The sequence below is a fragment of the Clostridioides sp. ES-S-0001-03 genome (genome assembly GCF_020676075.1).
Classification (GTDB): domain Bacteria; phylum Bacillota; class Clostridia; order Peptostreptococcales; family Peptostreptococcaceae; genus Clostridioides.
Map to the genome: position 1 here is coordinate 116,657 of NZ_JACVWJ010000008.1, position 18,648 is coordinate 135,304.

The 18,648-nt window shown below is 28.5% G+C and carries 14 protein-coding genes, 1 rRNA gene and 1 riboswitch; of the genes, 2 read left to right on the forward strand and 13 right to left on the reverse strand.

Features of this window, described 5'->3' with window-relative positions:
- Positions 1-34: 34 nt before the first annotated feature.
- Positions 35-376, forward strand: a complete 342-nt coding sequence (locus IC174_RS16045) for a hypothetical protein (protein WP_227483394.1) — start codon at positions 35-37, stop codon at positions 374-376.
- Positions 377-755: 379 nt separating this feature from the next.
- Here the strand turns inward: IC174_RS16045 and adhE are convergent, their stop codons facing one another.
- Positions 756-3,398 (reverse strand): bifunctional acetaldehyde-CoA/alcohol dehydrogenase, encoded by a 2,643-nt coding sequence (adhE, locus tag IC174_RS16050; RefSeq protein ID WP_227435504.1) that lies wholly within the window; start codon positions 3,396-3,398, stop codon positions 756-758.
- Between the two features lie 854 nt (positions 3,399-4,252).
- On the opposite strand from adhE, the gene IC174_RS16055 reads away from it, so the two are divergent.
- Entirely contained in the window at positions 4,253-5,851 is a 1,599-nt protein-coding gene (locus tag IC174_RS16055; protein ID WP_227483395.1) for a putative manganese-dependent inorganic diphosphatase, read from the forward strand.
- 761 nt (positions 5,852-6,612) lie between these two features.
- Here the strand turns inward: IC174_RS16055 and IC174_RS16060 are convergent.
- The 12 genes from IC174_RS16060 to rrf all read right to left on the reverse strand — a co-directional run bounded on the left by IC174_RS16060 (position 6,613) and on the right by rrf (position 18,648).
- Entirely contained in the window at positions 6,613-7,137 is a 525-nt protein-coding gene (locus IC174_RS16060) for a peptidylprolyl isomerase (RefSeq protein WP_227435515.1), read from the reverse strand.
- Positions 7,138-7,201: 64 nt separating this feature from the next.
- Positions 7,202-7,954: a patatin-like phospholipase family protein gene (locus IC174_RS16065; protein ID WP_227435517.1), complete on the reverse strand. Its 753-nt coding sequence runs from the start codon at positions 7,952-7,954 to the stop codon at positions 7,202-7,204.
- Positions 7,955-7,984: 30 nt separating this feature from the next.
- Positions 7,985-9,283, reverse strand: a complete 1,299-nt coding sequence (locus tag IC174_RS16070; RefSeq protein ID WP_227483396.1) for a M18 family aminopeptidase — start codon at positions 9,281-9,283, stop codon at positions 7,985-7,987.
- Between the two features lie 16 nt (positions 9,284-9,299).
- Positions 9,300-11,564: a DUF3553 domain-containing protein gene (locus IC174_RS16075; protein ID WP_227483397.1), complete on the reverse strand. Its 2,265-nt coding sequence runs from the start codon at positions 11,562-11,564 to the stop codon at positions 9,300-9,302.
- A gap of 248 nt (positions 11,565-11,812) precedes the next feature.
- The gene (locus IC174_RS16080) at positions 11,813-12,634 is read right to left on the reverse strand and encodes an energy-coupling factor ABC transporter ATP-binding protein (protein WP_227435523.1); all 822 of its coding nucleotides are present in this window, start codon (positions 12,632-12,634) and stop codon (positions 11,813-11,815) included.
- Complete coding sequence (gene cbiQ / locus IC174_RS16085) at positions 12,627-13,325, reverse strand: cobalt ECF transporter T component CbiQ (RefSeq protein WP_227483398.1); 699 nt, start codon at positions 13,323-13,325, stop codon at positions 12,627-12,629. Before cbiQ ends, IC174_RS16080 begins: the two co-directional genes overlap by 8 nt.
- 2 nt (positions 13,326-13,327) lie before the next feature.
- A complete protein-coding gene (locus IC174_RS16090; protein WP_227435527.1) occupies positions 13,328-13,612 on the reverse strand; it encodes an energy-coupling factor ABC transporter substrate-binding protein in 285 nt (94 codons plus the stop codon).
- The gene (locus tag IC174_RS16095; protein ID WP_227435530.1) at positions 13,602-14,354 is read right to left on the reverse strand and encodes an energy-coupling factor ABC transporter permease; all 753 of its coding nucleotides are present in this window, start codon (positions 14,352-14,354) and stop codon (positions 13,602-13,604) included. Before IC174_RS16095 ends, IC174_RS16090 begins: the two co-directional genes overlap by 11 nt.
- Before the next feature lie 184 nt (positions 14,355-14,538).
- Positions 14,539-14,732: riboswitch (cobalamin riboswitch) on the reverse strand.
- A gap of 137 nt (positions 14,733-14,869) precedes the next feature.
- Positions 14,870-16,645, reverse strand: a complete 1,776-nt coding sequence (locus IC174_RS16100) for a nitric oxide reductase activation-like protein (RefSeq protein WP_227483399.1) — start codon at positions 16,643-16,645, stop codon at positions 14,870-14,872.
- Between the two features lie 13 nt (positions 16,646-16,658).
- Positions 16,659-17,588, reverse strand: a complete 930-nt coding sequence (locus tag IC174_RS16105) for an AAA family ATPase (RefSeq protein WP_227483400.1) — start codon at positions 17,586-17,588, stop codon at positions 16,659-16,661.
- A gap of 142 nt (positions 17,589-17,730) precedes the next feature.
- Complete coding sequence (locus IC174_RS16110; RefSeq protein ID WP_227483401.1) at positions 17,731-18,339, reverse strand: DedA family protein; 609 nt, start codon at positions 18,337-18,339, stop codon at positions 17,731-17,733.
- A gap of 192 nt (positions 18,340-18,531) precedes the next feature.
- Positions 18,532-18,648, reverse strand: a 5S ribosomal RNA gene (rrf, locus tag IC174_RS16115).

Below are 18,648 nucleotides of genomic sequence, written 5' to 3' on the forward strand. Positions count from 1 at the left end.
CACTCTAAAATCATTTATAGAAAAGAGGATTTAAATGTTATTAGTTTTAGGTAATTTAAATTTAGACTTGGATTTTGACTACAGAATAATAAGAGAAGAAAATGATGATGTAGATATATTTATAGATATTAGTTATCGTAGCTTAGATATAGATACTGATGGTTCTAACTTATTTAATTCTAGAATCCAATTTCCATTTGTAAGAGCATTAATTCTAAGATTAAATAAGAACAAGCAATGTATGACAATTCATTTGTTAAGAGATATAGATTTATTTTCTGCCTTTGCTAACTTCGAGGTAGATTACAACGACTCTGTCATAAATATAAAAAATCAAAATGAGAAAGTTATTCTAAATAAATCTATCAAAAAGTAATAAGGGGGCCTTAATAGGCCCCAGTTTTTTTGTTTTCTATACCTATTATATCATGATAAATAGATTAGTCAATAGAATTTTCTGAATATTTTTATAATTTTTTCATAAAGTTTTTTATATATTATACTTTAAAATTATATGTAATAAAAAAATTTTGTGACTAATTTTAAAGTTAATTGATTAAATATACATATTCAAAATCAATATAAATTTTCTTACCTTTTATCATTTTTATTTAGGTTTTAAGTTATAATCTATCATTAACAAATATTTATATATAGCTCTAATAAAACTCTATTTATATGCAAATCTAATAATTTATATACAAGTCTAATAACTTATATTCAAGTCTAATAGAATTAATATTCTAAAAGAAATATTATTTACCATAATAAACTTTTAAATATATCTCTTTTAATTCACTCATCAATGGATATCTAGGATTTGCACCTGTACATTGGTCATCAAATGCTTGTTCAACCATAGCATCCAATCCCTCTAAGAATTTAGCTTCATCTACTCCTGCCTCTTTTATAGTCTTAGGAAGACCCACTCTTGCCTTTAATTCATCTATTGCTTTTATAAGATTATCCACTTTTTCTTGGTCTGTATTTCCTTTAATTCCTGCGAAAGAAGCAAATTCAGCATATCTTTGTATACAATCAGGATATCTGTATTGTGAAAATGCGCCCATCTTATTTGGAGCCTCTGCACAATTGAACTTAATTACTTCATTTATTAACAATGCATTTGCAACACCGTGTTGAACATGGTGGAATGCACCAAGTTTATGTGCCATAGAGTGGCAAATTCCTAAGAAAGCATTTGCAAAAGCCATACCAGCCATAGTAGATGCCATTGCCATTTTTTCTCTTGCTACTTTATCAGTCTTTCCATTTTTATATGCACGAGGTAAATATTCAAATATTATTTTGCCTGCTTGAAGTGCTAGTCCATCAGCTGGTTCAGTTCTTAGCATAGATACATATGCCTCTAGTGCATGTGTTAATGCATCAACACCTGATGCTGCTGTTAATCTTGGTGGCATTTCCATCATCATATCTGCATCAATTATAGCCATATTTGGCATTAATTCATAATCTGCTAATGGATATTTTACACCTGAATCTTGGTCAGTTATAACTGCAAATGGAGTTACTTCTGAACCAGTTCCTGCTGAAGTAGGAATAGCTGCAAAGTATGCTTTTTCACCCATCTTAGGGAATGCATATACTCTTTTTCTTATATCCATAAATCTCATTGCTAAATCTTGGAAATCTACTTCTGGATGCTCATACATTACCCACATTATCTTACCAGCATCCATTGCACTACCTCCACCTACAGATATTATTAAGTCTGGTTGGAAATCGGACATAGCCTTAGCCCCTTCTCTTGCACAAGCTAGTGTTGGGTCTGGAGCAACATCAAAGAATGTAGTATGCTTAATTCCCATTTCATCCAATAAATCAGTTAGTTTTTTAGTATAACCATTATTGTAAAGGAAAGAGTCTGTTACTATAAAAGCTTTCTTCTTGTTCATGACATCTTTAAATTCTCTTGCTGCTACACCTAAACATCCTTTTTTGAAATAAACTTTTTGTGGGGCTCTAAACCAAAGCATATTCTCTCTCCTTTCAGCTACTGTCTTGATATTAAGTAAATGCTTAACTCCTACGTTTTCTGATACTGAGTTTCCACCCCAAGAACCGCAACCAAGAGTAAGAGATGGAGCTAATTTAAAGTTATATAAATCACCTATACCACCTTGTGATGATGGAGTATTAACTAATACTCTACAAGTCTTCATAGCATTTACAAACTTCTCTACTCTCTCTGGTTGATTGATAGAGTCTGCATACAATGATGAAGTATGACCATACCCACCATCAGCAACTAATTTTTCAGCCTTAGCAACTGCATCTTCAAAACTCTTAGACTTGTACATTGCAAGGACAGGAGAAAGTTTTTCATGTGCAAAAGGTTCCTCTACTTCAACAGATTCAACTTCGCCAATTATTATCCTAGCTGTTTTTGGCACTTCTACATCTGCCATTTTTGCTATTACATGAGCTGGTTGTCCAACTATTTTTGCATTTAAAGTTCCATCAATTATTACTACTTTACCTACCTTTTCTGTTTCTTCTTTATTTAAGAAATGTGCTCCACGATATTTAAATTCTTTTTTAACTTCTTCATATATTTTTTCTGGTACTATTACTGCTTGCTCAGAAGCACATATCATACCATTATCAAATGATTTTGATACTAATATTGAACTTACAGCCATTTTTATATCTGCACTCTCATCTATTATTGCTGGTACATTTCCAGGTCCAACTCCAACAGCTGGTTTACCTGAAGAATATGCAGATTTAACCATTCCAGGTCCACCAGTAGCTAATATAAGGTCTGCTTCTGCCATAACAACATTAGTCAATTCAATTGAAGGCACATCTACCCAACCTATAAGACCTTTTGGTGCTCCTGCCTTAACTGCTGCATCATGTACAACTCTAGCCGCTTCTATAGTACAGTTTTTAGCTCTTGGATGAGGGGAGAAAATTATACCATTTCTAGTTTTTAGTGCTATTAGGGACTTGAATATTGCAGTTGATGTAGGGTTAGTTGTTGGTATAACTGCTGATAATACACCTACTGGTTCAGCAATCTTTGTAAATCCAAATGCCTCATCTTTTTCTATAACACCACAAGTTTTAGTGTCTTTATAAGCATTATAGATATACTCTGAAGCGAAATGGTTTTTTATAACTTTATCTTCAACAATACCCATACCAGTCTCTTCAACTGCCATTTTTGCTAGGGGAATTCTTTGTTGATTTGCTGCAGTTGAAGCAGCTAAGAAAATTTTATCTACTTGCTCTTGTGTAAATGTTGCAAATTCTTTTTGTGCTAATCTAATTTCCTCTAGCCTCATTCTTAATGTCTCAACACTATTGACAATCTCAGGGCTACATACTTCAACAGCTACTGTTTCTACAACCTTTTCTTTTTTCTCCATAACTAAAAACCTCCCTAAATAATTATGCATCTCCTATTTTTATAAATCTTAAATGCATCATCTATTATATTTTTAACCTATACTTAAAATAATTTTATAGATTTCATATCTATACTTTAGATTTTATTTACTTTATGCCTTTAGGTCAAGAAGTTTTTTTCTGAATATTTCGTCAATTTATTTTTTAACAAATATATTATTTTTTTTACTTTTATTAAATTTTTTTATTTAAATAAGATATATTTCATTTGAATAATTTACTTTGACTAAATAAACTACTAAAATGATAATTTATATCTTTCACTTTTTTTATTTATTAAATTTTATATGTTATTTTTACAAGTAAGACATAATATTTTTGTCATATTTTCATAAAATAACACTTATTTTTGATTTATATGCATTTTTTCTTTTGATAATGACTATGTAATTTTTAAAAATATATAAATTAAAAATATTTTAGTTTCTATAAGTTATTTTTAAGTCAATATCTTAAAATAATATTTTTCATGTAGATAAACAATTTTTATATCAACCTCGTTAATTTTTTACTTACAATATGTATACAAAAAATTTTACAGCACAAAATTATTTATAAATTCTTAGTTTATTATCATATTAATTAATTTTTTCTCAGGTATATCCAATCAATTAATTGTGAATAAAAATTAATTTAATTGGGTAAAAGTAGATATCATAAAAAATTTTATATTAAATTTGTAGTACTTATATAAGAGATAAAATTTCCTATAATATTTTTTCATTAAATTTTTTCTTTTACAACAAATACTTACTACCTTTTGATATAATATTTTTATCAGTTATTATATTCAGGTTTTGAAAGGAGTATTAAAATGAGTTTATTAGTTTTCGGACATAAAAATCCAGATACAGATTCAATATGTTCTGCAATTTCATTAGCACATTTAAAAAACAAATTAGGGATAGAAGCAACAGCTTATGCTTTAGGAGACATCAGAAAGGAAGCTAAATACGCCTTAGATTACTTTAAGGTAGATGCACCTAAAATCTTAGATAACGTTAGAATACAAGTTAGAGATTTAAATTATGATAAGGTAGTACCTTTAACTCCAACTTCTTCTATATTAGAAGCCTATAATCTTATGGATGAAAAAAATGTTAAAACATTACCTGTAACTTATGAGGATGGAACTTTTGCTGGTATTATTACCATGAAAGAAATAGCTAAAAACCTTCTTCATCAACATTTTACAACTATACACACATCACTATCAAATATCTGCAAAAACCTTAATGGTAATATCCTTGTAGATTGTGGTGAAGATGTAAAAGGTAGAGTTGTTACTTTATCATTTGGTATGGAAACCCTGATAGAGACTTTAAAAGAAGGGGATATAGCTATTGTTGGCGATAGATATGATAGTATTGAATACGCAATTGATACAAAAGTTAAGCTTTTAATACTTACTAATCATACAAAAATTTCAAAAGACTTACTAGCTCTTGCTAAAATAAATGGAGTGTCTGTTGTTTCTGTTGAAAGTGACAACTACAAAACTTCTAATGTCATAAATCAATGTAGTTTCTTAGATTCTATAGAAGCCACAGATAATTTGATTACATTTAAAGAAGATGACTATATGGATGAAATAAAAGAAATTATGTTAGAAACAAATTTTAGATCTTATCCTATATTAGATGATGACAATAAGTTTTTAGGATTAATTTCAAAAGGGCATCTATTAAATCCATCTAAAAAGAATGTTGTTTTAGTTGACCATAATGAATATGCTCAAAGTGCTGATGGAATTGAACAAGCAAATATAGTTGAAATAGTTGACCATCATAAACTTGGTGGTATTTCTACTGATGTTCCTATGTCTTTTAGAGTTATGCCTGTTGGATGCAATAGCACTATAATTTATCAAATGTATAAAGAAAATAATGTTGAGATACCTTATGAAATAGCTGGTCTTCTTTTATCTGCTATATTATCTGATACATTATTATTTAAATCTCCAACAACTACTGATATGGATAAGAAAGCTTGTGAAGAATTAAGTAAAATAGCAAAAGTAGACATGGAAAAATATGCTATGGATATGTTTAAATGTGGTACTTCTTTAGATGAGTTTACTATAGAACAAATAGTAAATATGGACTTTAAAGAGTTTAACATGAGTGGACATAGAGTTGGTATAGGACAAGTATTTACTTTAGACACAGACTCTATATTTGCTAAGAAGGATGAATTTTTATCTTATATAAATTCAACTGATTATGACAAATTAGTTCTTGCAGTTACAGATATAATAAAAGAAGGTTCTTATTTAATCTACAAAGCAGAAGATAGATTGATTGCTGATGCATTTGGTATTGAAGGAGTTCAAGGAACATTTGCTCCAGGTGTTGTATCTAGAAAGAAACAATTAGTACCTAACTTAACTACTGCAATTAAAAATTTTAAATAATATAAAATCTTTAAACAACACAAAAACTGTTTCAAATTTAAATTTGAAACAGTTTTTTATATTTTTATTAAACCTTTCAATATATTTAATGTCTTTGTTAAAGTACATACTTAGTTACAATATGTCACTTAAAAATTTACTGTTTGAAATTCTTTTATAACAATATTAAATTCCATAAAAAAATACACTATTAGAAAACTCTAATAGTGTATTTTTCTCTTCTTATTATATATTACACTTTAAATTATTCCTTGACTGGTTTAGCTGGTGTAAACTAAACCAGTCTCTCTCAAATATTAAGCACTTTTTTCTTATTATGTTCTTTAGGATTTATTGTCTCTATTATTGTAAACCAAAGTTATGAAATTGTAAATAGAATATATTACCATTATAATGTTTTTTCTTAAATAAAAATATACAAATAACTTTCTTTTCTTAAATAAAATCGCTAAAATAGCTTTAAAAAATGTTAAAATAAATGTTTTCCATCTATCTTCTATATTTATTTTAATATATTATATATTAAAAACTTAATCATAAATAATTTAATATAATTATTTTTCTATAATACTTTAAGATGATGTTCTGATAAGATTACTGGAGTTATTTAGTATAATAAAAATTTAATAGATAATTAAATTTCAGTAAAACAAATTATAATAGAATAAATTAAAAAGTGAGATGTTATTATATTCTCTAGAAAATATAATAACATCTCACTTTATCTTTAAGTTGTATATATTTTTTCTTTTATCTGTGTCCTAGTTTTTTTCAACGTCTGAGTAATCTACTCCAAAAGTTTCTACAGTTACAGCTTTCATAACTTGCGGAGTCTGTGGCTTGTCCGCTGCTCCTGTTCTAACTGATGCTATTTCATCAACTGTATCCATACCTTCTATAACTCTACCAAAACCTGCATATTGACCATCTAAATGTGGTGAATTTTTATGCATTATAAAAAATTGAGAACCAGCTGAATTAGGTGCCATAGTTCTAGCCATTGATATAACGCCTCTTTCATGCTTTAAATTGTTAGTGAATCCATTTCCACTAAATTCACCTTTTATAGAATGTCCTGGACCACCCATTCCAGTACCATTTGGGCATCCACCTTGTATCATAAATCCTGGTATTACTCTATGAAATGTTATTCCATTATAATATCCATCATCTACTAATGATACAAAATTTTTAACTGTATTTGGTGCTATATTTGGGTACAACTCAATTTTTATTTCTTTTCCATTTTCCATTACTATAGTTACTATAGGATTTTTATTTTCCATGACTTATTACCTTCCTTTTTATTAATTAAATTACACAATTACATTTATTATATTATACTCTAAATTAAACTCTAGCAAGTATATTTTTTCCTATTTCATATCCTTCTTGATATATAGTTTTACAAAACTCATCATCAAAGTTAAGAGTATCTTTAGGTGCAAATTGAGTGTTAGGTCTAACTACTATTATTTTATCTTCATTATATATTTTTTTGATGTCATCTGGTAAATCATAATTATACTTTGTGGATATCAGAATAATTTTATCCACATTATCCACAATTAAAGGCTCAATTAACGCACTCCTAATTAGACCTCCATCCAATTTAAAACCATCATAAATACCATCTTGCACATCCTTCATGAATTGTTCTTTAAATCCAAGAGTAGCATTTGGATTTGATGGTAACAATCCACTATATGAAATGCTTAAAATTGCTTCGTCTTTAGGCATTTTTGACACATTTACAACCTTTTCTGATACTACCTTATTATTAACTTCTACATAGTTAACATAGAAGTTCATTTTCTCTATTTTACTACTATCTAGTTCTCTCAGATTATCTATAGCTGGAGAATTATCCACAGTATTATTTACTATTTTCACATTTCCGTTCTGGATATCTTTTATATTTGTCCACATTTTTTTCAAGTTATCAACATTACCTGTGTATAAATAATATCCATTTATTGCTCCTATTGATGTTCCTGAAATTGAATAAAAATGATTTATTCCATTATCATACAAAGCGTTAACTACCCCTGCTTGGTAAGCTCCCTTTGCTCCTCCACCTTCTAAGCATAGTCCTAGTTTCATAGTTTCATCTCCAAATTGTTTATCTTATATTTATATTTCAAAAAACTTACTAAATGTTTTATATATACTATAATGGTCTTCAACATTACCTAATTCCCTTATAGAATGCATTGCTAAAATTGGACTTCCTACATCCACAGATGGTATATCTACATGAGTAGAGGATATTGGACCTATAGTACTTCCACCCCTCTCATCTGACCTATTTACAAATTCTTGATACTCGACATTAGCTTCCTTACATATATTTTTGTAAACAGCTATAGAATATCCATCACTTGTATATGCTTGACTTGCATTTATCTTTATAACAGGCCCTTTTCCCATAACTGGTTTATTGGTTGGGTCATGTTTTTCTGGAGTATTTGGATGAATAGCATGAGCTAAATCTGATGATATCATGAAAGACGAATAAATAGCTTCAAAAAATCCTTCTCTATGTTTCCCTATTGATAAACATATTCTCTCCAATATATTTAATAGCATATTTGAATCTGCACCTTGTTTAGTAGAACTTCCAACTTCTTCATTGTCAAATACAGCCATTACATTTACACCACTTTGTCCTTTAGCATCAACTAAAGCATTTAAACTAGCATGTACCATTGCAAGATTATCTTGTCTTCCAATAGATATAAATTCCTCATTAGCCCCTATTAAACTTCCTTTTTCAAATTCATATAAGAACAAATCAAAGTCTATTATATCTTCCACTTTTACATTTAAATTAGATGATATTTGTTTTAAAAGAAAGTTATCTTTTTCTAATGTATCATTTAATAATCCAACTAAAGGTAACATATCTTTTTGCTTATTATATGAATGACCATCATTTATGCTTCTATTCAAATGTATAGCTAGATTTGGTATTATACAAATTGGTTTTTTAAAGTCGATAAGTTTTTCCTTTGGCTTAAGTACACTATCTCCTTTTAAGACTACTCTTCCAGCTATACCAAGTGGTCTATCTAACCATGTACTTAATATTGCTCCTCCATAACATTCTGTATTCAGCTTCAAATAAGCTTTCTCAGCTTCTATTTCTGCATTTGGCTTAATACTAAATGTAGGAGAATCTGAATGAGAACCTATTATTCTAAACCCACCTTCTTCTATATTATCTGAGTTAACTACAAAAGCTACTATAGCAGATAAATTTTTAGTCACGTAGTATTTTCCACCTACTCTTAGATTCCATTTCTTATTTAAAGCTAACTCTTCAAATCCATTTTTATCTAAAACTTCTTTAGCACTATCAACTGCGTGAAAAGATGATGGGCTATCGTATATGAAATCTATTAAATTTTTAGCAAAGCTTATACTATCCATTCCTAATTTTCCTCCATTATAAAATATCTAGTGTTGTATATTCTTTATTTATTTTTTTAATTCCTTGCTTATCAAAGGCTATAGTAACATCTGTTCCAGTTATAGACACGACTGTTCCAACCCCAAATTTAGGATGATGTACTTTAGAACCAAGCTTTATATCTTCTGGATTAGTCTCTTTATTTGAATCTTTTATTGTAGCGTTAACATTATCTGCAACTTTAGATTTACTTATAGTATTCATATACTTTTTAGTATATTTATCTAACATATTATAACTTGCTTTAGAATAACTTAATTCTTTTTTCATTTTGTACAATCTTTCTATACATTCTTCTGGTAACTCTTCCATAAATCTTGAAGCTATTGCAACATTTGTTTTACCATATAGCGTTCTTTTTTCAGTTAGTGACATGTATAGCTCTTCTTTAGCTCTAGTTATACCAACATAACAAAGCCTTCTTTCTTCTTCTATTTGAGATTCACTCAGAGACTTTATAGCTCTTGATATAGGAAATAGTCCTTCTTCCATCCCTGTTAAAAATACAACTGGAAACTCCAATCCTTTAGATGTATGAATTGTCATAAGAGAAACTCTATCATTGTCCTCTTCATCATTAGATTCGGATGTAAGTGCTATACTAGTTAAAAATGTCTCTAAATCTTTATTTTCATAAGTATCATCACTACTACTTTCAAACTCTAGTGCTATAGATATAAATTCTCTTAAATTATCAATTCTATCTTGAGCTTCTTCACCTTTACCAGTTAAATCTTTTTCATTTTTATTTTTTATATCTACAAGTTCATCCATATATCCTGTAGTATCTAAAACTTTTTCTATTAACTTACTAACAGGATAGACTTCTTTTATAGTTCTAAGTGTACCTATAATATCAACAAATCCACTTATACTTGCTCTAGCTTTTGTAGATATATCGGAGTTTGTTTCTATATCAATTAAAACTGAATATATACTCTCTTGTTTCAGATTGGCTCTATCTTCAATTTTTTCTATAGTTCTAAGCCCTATACCTCTTCTAGGAACGTTTATAATTCTTTTTATAGATATGTCATCCTGTGGATTTTGAATAACTCTTAAATACGCTACTAAGTCCTTTATTTCTTTTCTCTCATAAAACTTTGTACCACCATATATATTATATGGTATTTGACTTCTATTTAAAGCGTCTTCTACAGGTCTTGCTTGTGCATTTGCTCTATAAAGTACTGCAAAATCTTTGTATGGTCTATTCTCTTTTCTAGCTATTTGTGCAATTGAGTCAGCTATAAAATCAGCTTCTTCTATTTCACTGCCAGTTAGTTGTATCTTTATAAGTTCTCCTTCTTTCTTTTCACTCCAAAGTTTCTTTCTTTTTCTTTCTATGTTATTTGATATAACTTTGTTAGCTGCATCTAATATTACTTGTGTTGATCTATAATTTTGTTCTAGTTTCACAACATGTACATTATCATAATCTTTCTCAAATTCAAGTATATTTCTTATATCTGCGCCTCTCCATCCATAAATACTTTGGTCATCATCTCCAACAACACAAATATTTTGATGTTCTCTAGCTAATAATTTTATTAGCTCATATTGAGCTTTACTCGTATCCTGATACTCATCTACCATTATGTATCTAAATCTACTTCTGTAATAAGCTAATACTTCATCATTAACCTTAAAAAGTTCTACAGTTTTAAGTATTAAATCGTCAAAATCAAGTGCACTATTTCTCTTTAAACGGTCTTGATATAATGCATAAATATCTGCAATTTTAACCATTCTATTATCCGACATATTCATATCTTTAAACTGCTTTGGTGTATAAAGCTTATCTTTTGCTCCTGAAATAGCACTTATAACGGCCTTTGGTTCAAATACTTTATCACTTAAATTTAATTCTTTAAGGCAATCTTTGACTAAGGTTACTTGGTCTGCAGCATCATAAATTACAAAACTTCTATTGTAACCAATTTTATTTATATCTTTTCTAAGTATACGAACACAACAAGAATGGAATGTACTTATCCACATTTCCTTAGTTTCCGAACCTATATTTTGTTCGACTCTTTCTCTCATTTCATTTGCAGCTTTATTTGTAAATGTTATAGCTAATATACTAGGTGCTTGTACACCTTTATCTTCCATAAGGTATGCTATTCTTGTTGTTAGTACCTTAGTTTTACCTGAACCAGCACCAGCTAATATAAGTACTGGCCCCTCAGTTTTTTCTACTGCTTCTCTTTGAGCAGGATTTAATGTATCTAAATTCATATTTCTCCTCCTGTTAACAGCCATAAATATATTTTAATCTAAAATATGAATTACTTCAAATTATAATTATGTATTATATTAATAGATTATTGTCAAATTTTAACAATTAGATAACACTTACTTATAAAATTTATTTTTATATCTATAAAAAAATAACCTTATGATTTGGGGAATCATAAGGCACCTTTAAGGGGTCTAGGTTAAGGGTTATTATATATAAATCTATTTTTTTAAAATAGGTTTAGGGCTTAATTATTTATTTGTACTAAGTCTCTTTCTTTCCAGTACTTATACAAATCTTCTTCTTTCTTAAATAAAGGTAAATTCATATTTTTATGTACCTTTACTAACCATGGAGATTCTAATCCAGCTTGTATAATATTGTTCTCATTTACAAATACACTTTCTGCATTTCCTTCATCAATTAAAATCCCCTTATCCAGTACATATATATAATCGCATATTTCATACATTAAATTCATATCATGACTGGATATTACTATTTTTATATTATTTTTATCTAATCCCTTTATTATATCTACAATAGACCTAGTGCTTACTGGGTCTAATCCAGCTGTAGGTTCATCAAGCAATATAATTTCATTTTCCATTGCTATAACTGATGCAATTGCTACTCTTTTTTTCTGACCATAACTTAAGAAGTGTACTGGTCTATCTATAAAATCTATTCCATTAACAGCTATCAAAGCTTTGTTTATTCTCTCTTTAATAATTTTTTCATCCATTCCAATGTTTCTCATCGCAAATGCTATGTCATCATATACTTTTGAGTAAAATATTTGTTTTTCTGGGTCTTGAAAAACAATCCCTACATTCTTTCTAAGATTATACAAACTCTTCTTATCATACTTTAACTTTTCTTCTTTGAAAAGTATTTCTCCAGATGTAGGCTTTAATATTCCCATTAAATTCATAAATAAAGTTGACTTTCCTGAACCATTTGAGCCTATTATACCTATAACATTTCCCTTTGAGAAATCCATATTAATGTTCAATAATGCACTAGCATTTTTTTCATATTGATATGTTAAATTATTTATTTTAAACATCATTATCCCCTACTATGTGAAATTTACCATCATACAATTTTATGTCTAATGATATACACATATCATCATACCTTGTCATAAGCCTTTTGTACAGCATACTTCCAAGAATCCCTAAAGATTTATATGAAGTTTTTAAATTTATGTACCCAAATCTTAGTTCTTGTGATTTATATATCTCTGAAAATTCTTCTAAAAATATAAATATAAATCTATATATTAACATTGATAATTCAACAAAGGTGTCTGGTAAATGCAATTTTTTGAAGAAAAATATTAACTGATTAAAAGGTGTTGTAAGTATACAAAAATACACACAAGTTAAACAAGACATAGCTCTAAATAACACATGAATAGACATGTCAATAGATGCCTTTGATATTCCTATATAAAAACTAAAAAATTGAAAACTATATAGTAAATCTACTTTATTAAAAGATATATTTACAAGAGTTATACCTATACTAAGAAATAAAAAATACATTGGTATTTGAAGTAATTTCAAATAATTTTTTAAATCTATCCCTGCTACACAAACAACTAAAATACTCATTAAAATCATAATTCCACTTAAGATAAATACATTTTTTATTACCATAGAAGCAATTAGAAAAATTGCTCCTATGGCTACTTTTTTATTTGGATTTACTTTACTCAATCTATTTGTATATGCATATTTATCAATTATAAGCATAATTAACTTCTCTTTCCTTTTTGAATACCTAATATGTATCCTATTACACCTGCACCTAAAGCTGCTTGTGCAGAGAATAATAAACTCTCTATTTCTCCACTTGGTGGCTCATATGGGCTACTAAACCAAGGCTCATAATTTGGATTTATCTTAGTAATTTCACTTTCAGCTTGACCATCTGCTCCTCCATATTCAGCACCTGAATTTACAAGTAATGGGAATATAATAAGAGCTACTACTAATAAAAGTAATAATATGTTAGTTTTTGTTTTTGTTTTAGCACTCATTAGCTTTAACTCCTTTATCATTATTTTCTAGTATGCTTTTTTCTCCATTTTCTGTAATTAAATTATATACAATTACAGTAAGGATACCTTCTGCTATTGCTATTGGTATTTGAGTCATAAAGAAAATTCCTAAGAATTTAATTGCTGAAGCCATCACTCCACCAGATGGGTCTGGAAAAGCCAGTGCTAATTGTATTGAAGTTATTGTATATGTGGCTAAGTCTCCTATTGCTGCTGCAAGAAATACTGGTATAGCATTATTTCCATCCTTTTTCTTTAATGCTTTAAATATTAAAAATGATATAATTGGCCCTATTATAGCCATTGAAAAAGCATTAGCTCCTAAAGTAGTTATTCCACCATGTGCTAGTAATAATGCTTGGAATATTAAAACTATAGTTCCAAGAACAAACATTACACTTGGTCCAAACATTATTGCTCCAAGACCTACTCCAGTAGGATGTGAACAACTTCCTGTTACTGAAGGTATTTTTAATGCTGATAATACAAAGACAAATGCTCCACATAGAGCTAATAAAACTTTCTTCTTAGGGTCTTGCTTTACTATTTTACCTATTGATTTTAATCCCACTAAGAAAAATGGTATAAATATAACTCCCCATGCTATAGACCATTTTACTGGTAAGTAACCTTCCATTATATGCATTGCATTTGATGTAACTGGAGTTAAAATTATTAACATAAGTGCAGCTATAACCCCTAATTTGATATTTTGTTTCATTTGAGTATCCCCTCTCTCCCTTTCTAATAATTAAAATATGAATAATACATGTATCCTTCATTATAGCAAAATAAAAAAGCCTAACTCGATGGCTAGGCTTCTAATTTTCGACAATCTAAATACAAACACATAAAATAAACATATCTGTATAATTATTATAAGAAACTTTCTCCATCCCCGAAGAAATCACTTTAATATTTTAGGCAGGTCTCCTGACTTAGCTTCATCCTACTCCTCTTCCTTCCCATGAAATATAAAAACATATTATCATAGTGGCTAACAAAAGTTTCGTCTGCATCACAGTAGCGGGGGCTGTAAAGGAATTTAACCTTCTTCCCTATTAATCTTGCTTAAAGAACCTATAATATTATATATTTAATTTTTAATATTACTTTATTTTTAATTCATTTTCTATATAAATCATTGTATACCTTTTCTGTGAAAATTTCTACATTTTTTACAAATTTTATTCATTTTTATATTTTTATGTATATAAATTCTTTTTTATAAATCTATTAATTCCTAATTATTTTCTTTAAATACATTGAAACTACATCAGAAAATCTAGTTATATCTCTTGAATATATAAAATCATTTCCATAGATTAATCTTTCAGCTTCAAGTTCTGATTCTTTGCCTGTAAATACTCCTAATACTAATATATTTTGTTTCCTAGCTTTTCTTACTTCATTAGCTGTATCTCTTAAACCAACAACACCTCTATAAGCTTTTTCACCTCTTAAAGTTCTCTCACTGTTTTTTCCTATCTTTACATCATTTGGTCTTCCATCACTAAGGACTATCAAAATTTTATTTTCTTCATCTCTATTTATCAAACCACTACATATAGATTTTATAGCTAAACCATCTCTATTGTTACCAGCGCAGAAGTATTCAAAGATGTTTTCACTATTTTTAATACTGTCATCATAATCCTTAAATCTTTTTAATATCGTATAATCTAAGAAACTAGAAAAACCCATAACTCTATTTGGTATTCCAACTTCCGTCAAAGCATTTGCAATTATGTAAGCTTGAATTGCTACATTTCCTTGGTTTCTACTTTGAGAACCACTTGCATCCAACAATATATCAATAACATATTTTCCTTTTTCATTTTCTATATCTTTATAAAATATTTTATTATTATTACTCCTTCCAACTCTCCAGGCTCTATTTGCTAATATAGTACCACAATCAGAATATACTCTATTTTTAGCATTTTCTTCTACTAAAATCCTAGAAAGGCTTTCTTTTAATCGCTTTATTTGTTGTCTATACATCCTAGCATGTTCTCTAAATTTGCCTAAATTATTTTCTTTTTGTCTTGTCACATATTTTAGCTGAAAAACATTATTACATTCACTTCTAAGAACACCATCTGTGAAGTGAATTCTACATCCTTCATGTACGTTTCTACAATTTTGTGTTTCAAGCTTTTTAATTTCACCCTTACTTAAATAAGTTTTCCCATAGTAATGTTCTATTTTAGTGTATATTTTATTTACAGTCTCTTCATCAACATATATAACTCTATCTGCTGAATTGTTAGCTTGAGAATTATCAAAGTCTCCTACTCCCTCTATAAGCATTGATGAGGAGATTGAATCTATATCACTTTCAACGATATTTTCATCTTCATCGCTATATAGTTCTTCATACATAAAATCAGCAAACGTATCAAAGTTTACTTCAACATTTTTTACATTGTTTTCATCATATGTAGAATTATTTTCTTCACTATTCAATATATATTCAAAATAAGTTAAATATATAACATCTAATGCCTTTAAAATCTCCATAATATCCTGATTTGTATCTATAAGCCTTATATCATTTACTATTCTTTTAGTTATACTATCTAATGCTGGATGTTTATCCATGCTATAAAGTACAAATGCATATTTAATCTTGTCCATCATATTGTTATTGTATATCTTGGTAAAACGTGAAACAATATCTTTATATGCTCTTTTTCTAATATCTTCTATTCCAGGTCTATCTTTAATAGCTTTTTCTTCAACAATTGTATTTAGTATAACTTGAATTAGACCTAATATAACATCCTTATCATATCCTTTTCGTATTCTATTTGTGAGGTATTTTTTAACTATATCCCAGTCTACATATTTTCTTCTAGCTCCTGCAATTATTGCAAAGTATAGACCTATTTCCTTTGAAGAATAATCTTTTTCTGATATATCTATACTTTCGTTATAATCACCAGCTATTGTCCAAGATAAGTTATTTGCTCTATTTTCAAATTCATAATCATCATATATCCATTTCATAATCTCACCTATATTAAATATGACTTATTGGAAATATATCTGCACTCTCCCATTTATTAGGTATTCTTGTTTTAATTACATCTCCAACCATTTCTTTTTCATATATATCAAAAGTCTTTCCTGTAAGCCCCATATTAATTGCAAGAGTTGGCTTTAATCCTCTTCTTATAGTTTTAAGAGATGCCATAAGACCTCTTAAATCAATAGCTTTACTAGATATTTCACCATTTTGAGATTTTAATTGTAAATCTAAAAATATCCCTGCAAATTGTGCTAATTTTTCTTCATCAGCATCTGAAAATTCATTTTTCAAAATCATCATTAACTTCTCCTCTTCTACAGGAGGAATATCTATTACCATAAACCTAGAAACTAGAGCTTCATTAAGTTCCTTTGTTCCCGCATACTCATAATTCATAGTTCCAATAAATCTTGTTGCTGGGTGCAGATTAACTCTCTCATAACCTGGTACATCAATCACTCGACGATAATCTAAGGCTGAATGAACTACAACTATGGCATCATTTTTTGCCATATTAATTTCATCAAATATTCCAAATCCTCCATTAACAGCACACTCATAAACTGAACCCCTTCTAAGTTTAACTTCATTATCTATAAATGTATCTGTACCTATAAGTGTTGAACTATCTGTATTTATATGAAACGAGGTATTCCATTGGGGTCTATTAAATATCTCGCCTAAATTATCAGCAAGTAAATTTTTCCCTGTTGCCTTTGGCCCTGACAATAAAATATTTTCTTCTTCTAAAATAGCTGTTATACACATAGATAATATATCTTTACCATAAAAATAAGTTTTAGATTTTGTTACTCTGTATTCTAAATCTTTTTCTAAGCCATAATAATTTCTGAAATGCAATACATCTTCAATAAGTTTCTCATCTACCCCTTGTATCCTTAAGTTATCTATTATATCCATATCCTTACCCCTTTTATATAAAATAGTATTTGTTTTATTTCTTAACACCATTTTAGCACAAAAGGATATAGCCTAAAATTAATTTTATAAATTAATAACAGCCCTTTCTGTATTCTACAAAAAGGGCTGTCCATATATATTTTTATAATCTTATTCTATTGTGTTTTTTATGTATATGTGACTTAATAGCAAAACCAACAATAATTATAGCTATTGGTATAATTAGAACCATAAATTTATAATCATTATAATGTGACATTATTTTTACCCAACTCTCTGAAAAAATATACCCAATACTAATTAACGAAGTATTCCATATGGTGATACCCACAATAGAGGATACAATAAAAGTTATAATATTCTGACCTGCAATACCTGCTATAAAAGATATGTATGTTCTACATAGAGGAATTAATCTACATACACAAACAGAAATAGAAGAGTATTTGTTAAAATAATCTTGTGATGTAAAAATTCCCTTTTTTGCCTTTGGACATATCTCTACTATCTTATTTATGATAGATTTTCCTCCCCAATTACCTATTGTATAACAAAATATCGAACCAAGTATCCCTGCAACTATACTTAAAATTAAAATAGTTAGAAAACCAAAATGATTTCTTGCTGCAATAGCACCACAAAGTGGCAAAACTACTTCACTAGGTAATGGAAAACAAGCATACTCAATCATAATTAATACAAATACAGATATTAATCCATATTGTAAAATAAAACTATTGATTACAGACACCCACTTATCTATCTCCTTTCTTATTTAAAAGTACATACCTATAAAACCTCACATCCTACATTATAAAAATTAATTTATAAAAAACTCTTTAAAATATTATATGTGTTTATATAAAGCATTTATAACAGACTTATGTTTTTTTAATAAGAAATTTGAAAATAAGAAACTTGACAACAAAAAATAAAAAAAATTACGTGGCTACGTCCTACTCTCCCAGGCAGTTTCCCACCAAGTACCATCAGCGCTAGAGAGCTTAACTTCTGTGTTCGGAATGGGAACAGGTGTATCCTCTCTGCTATTGTAACCACA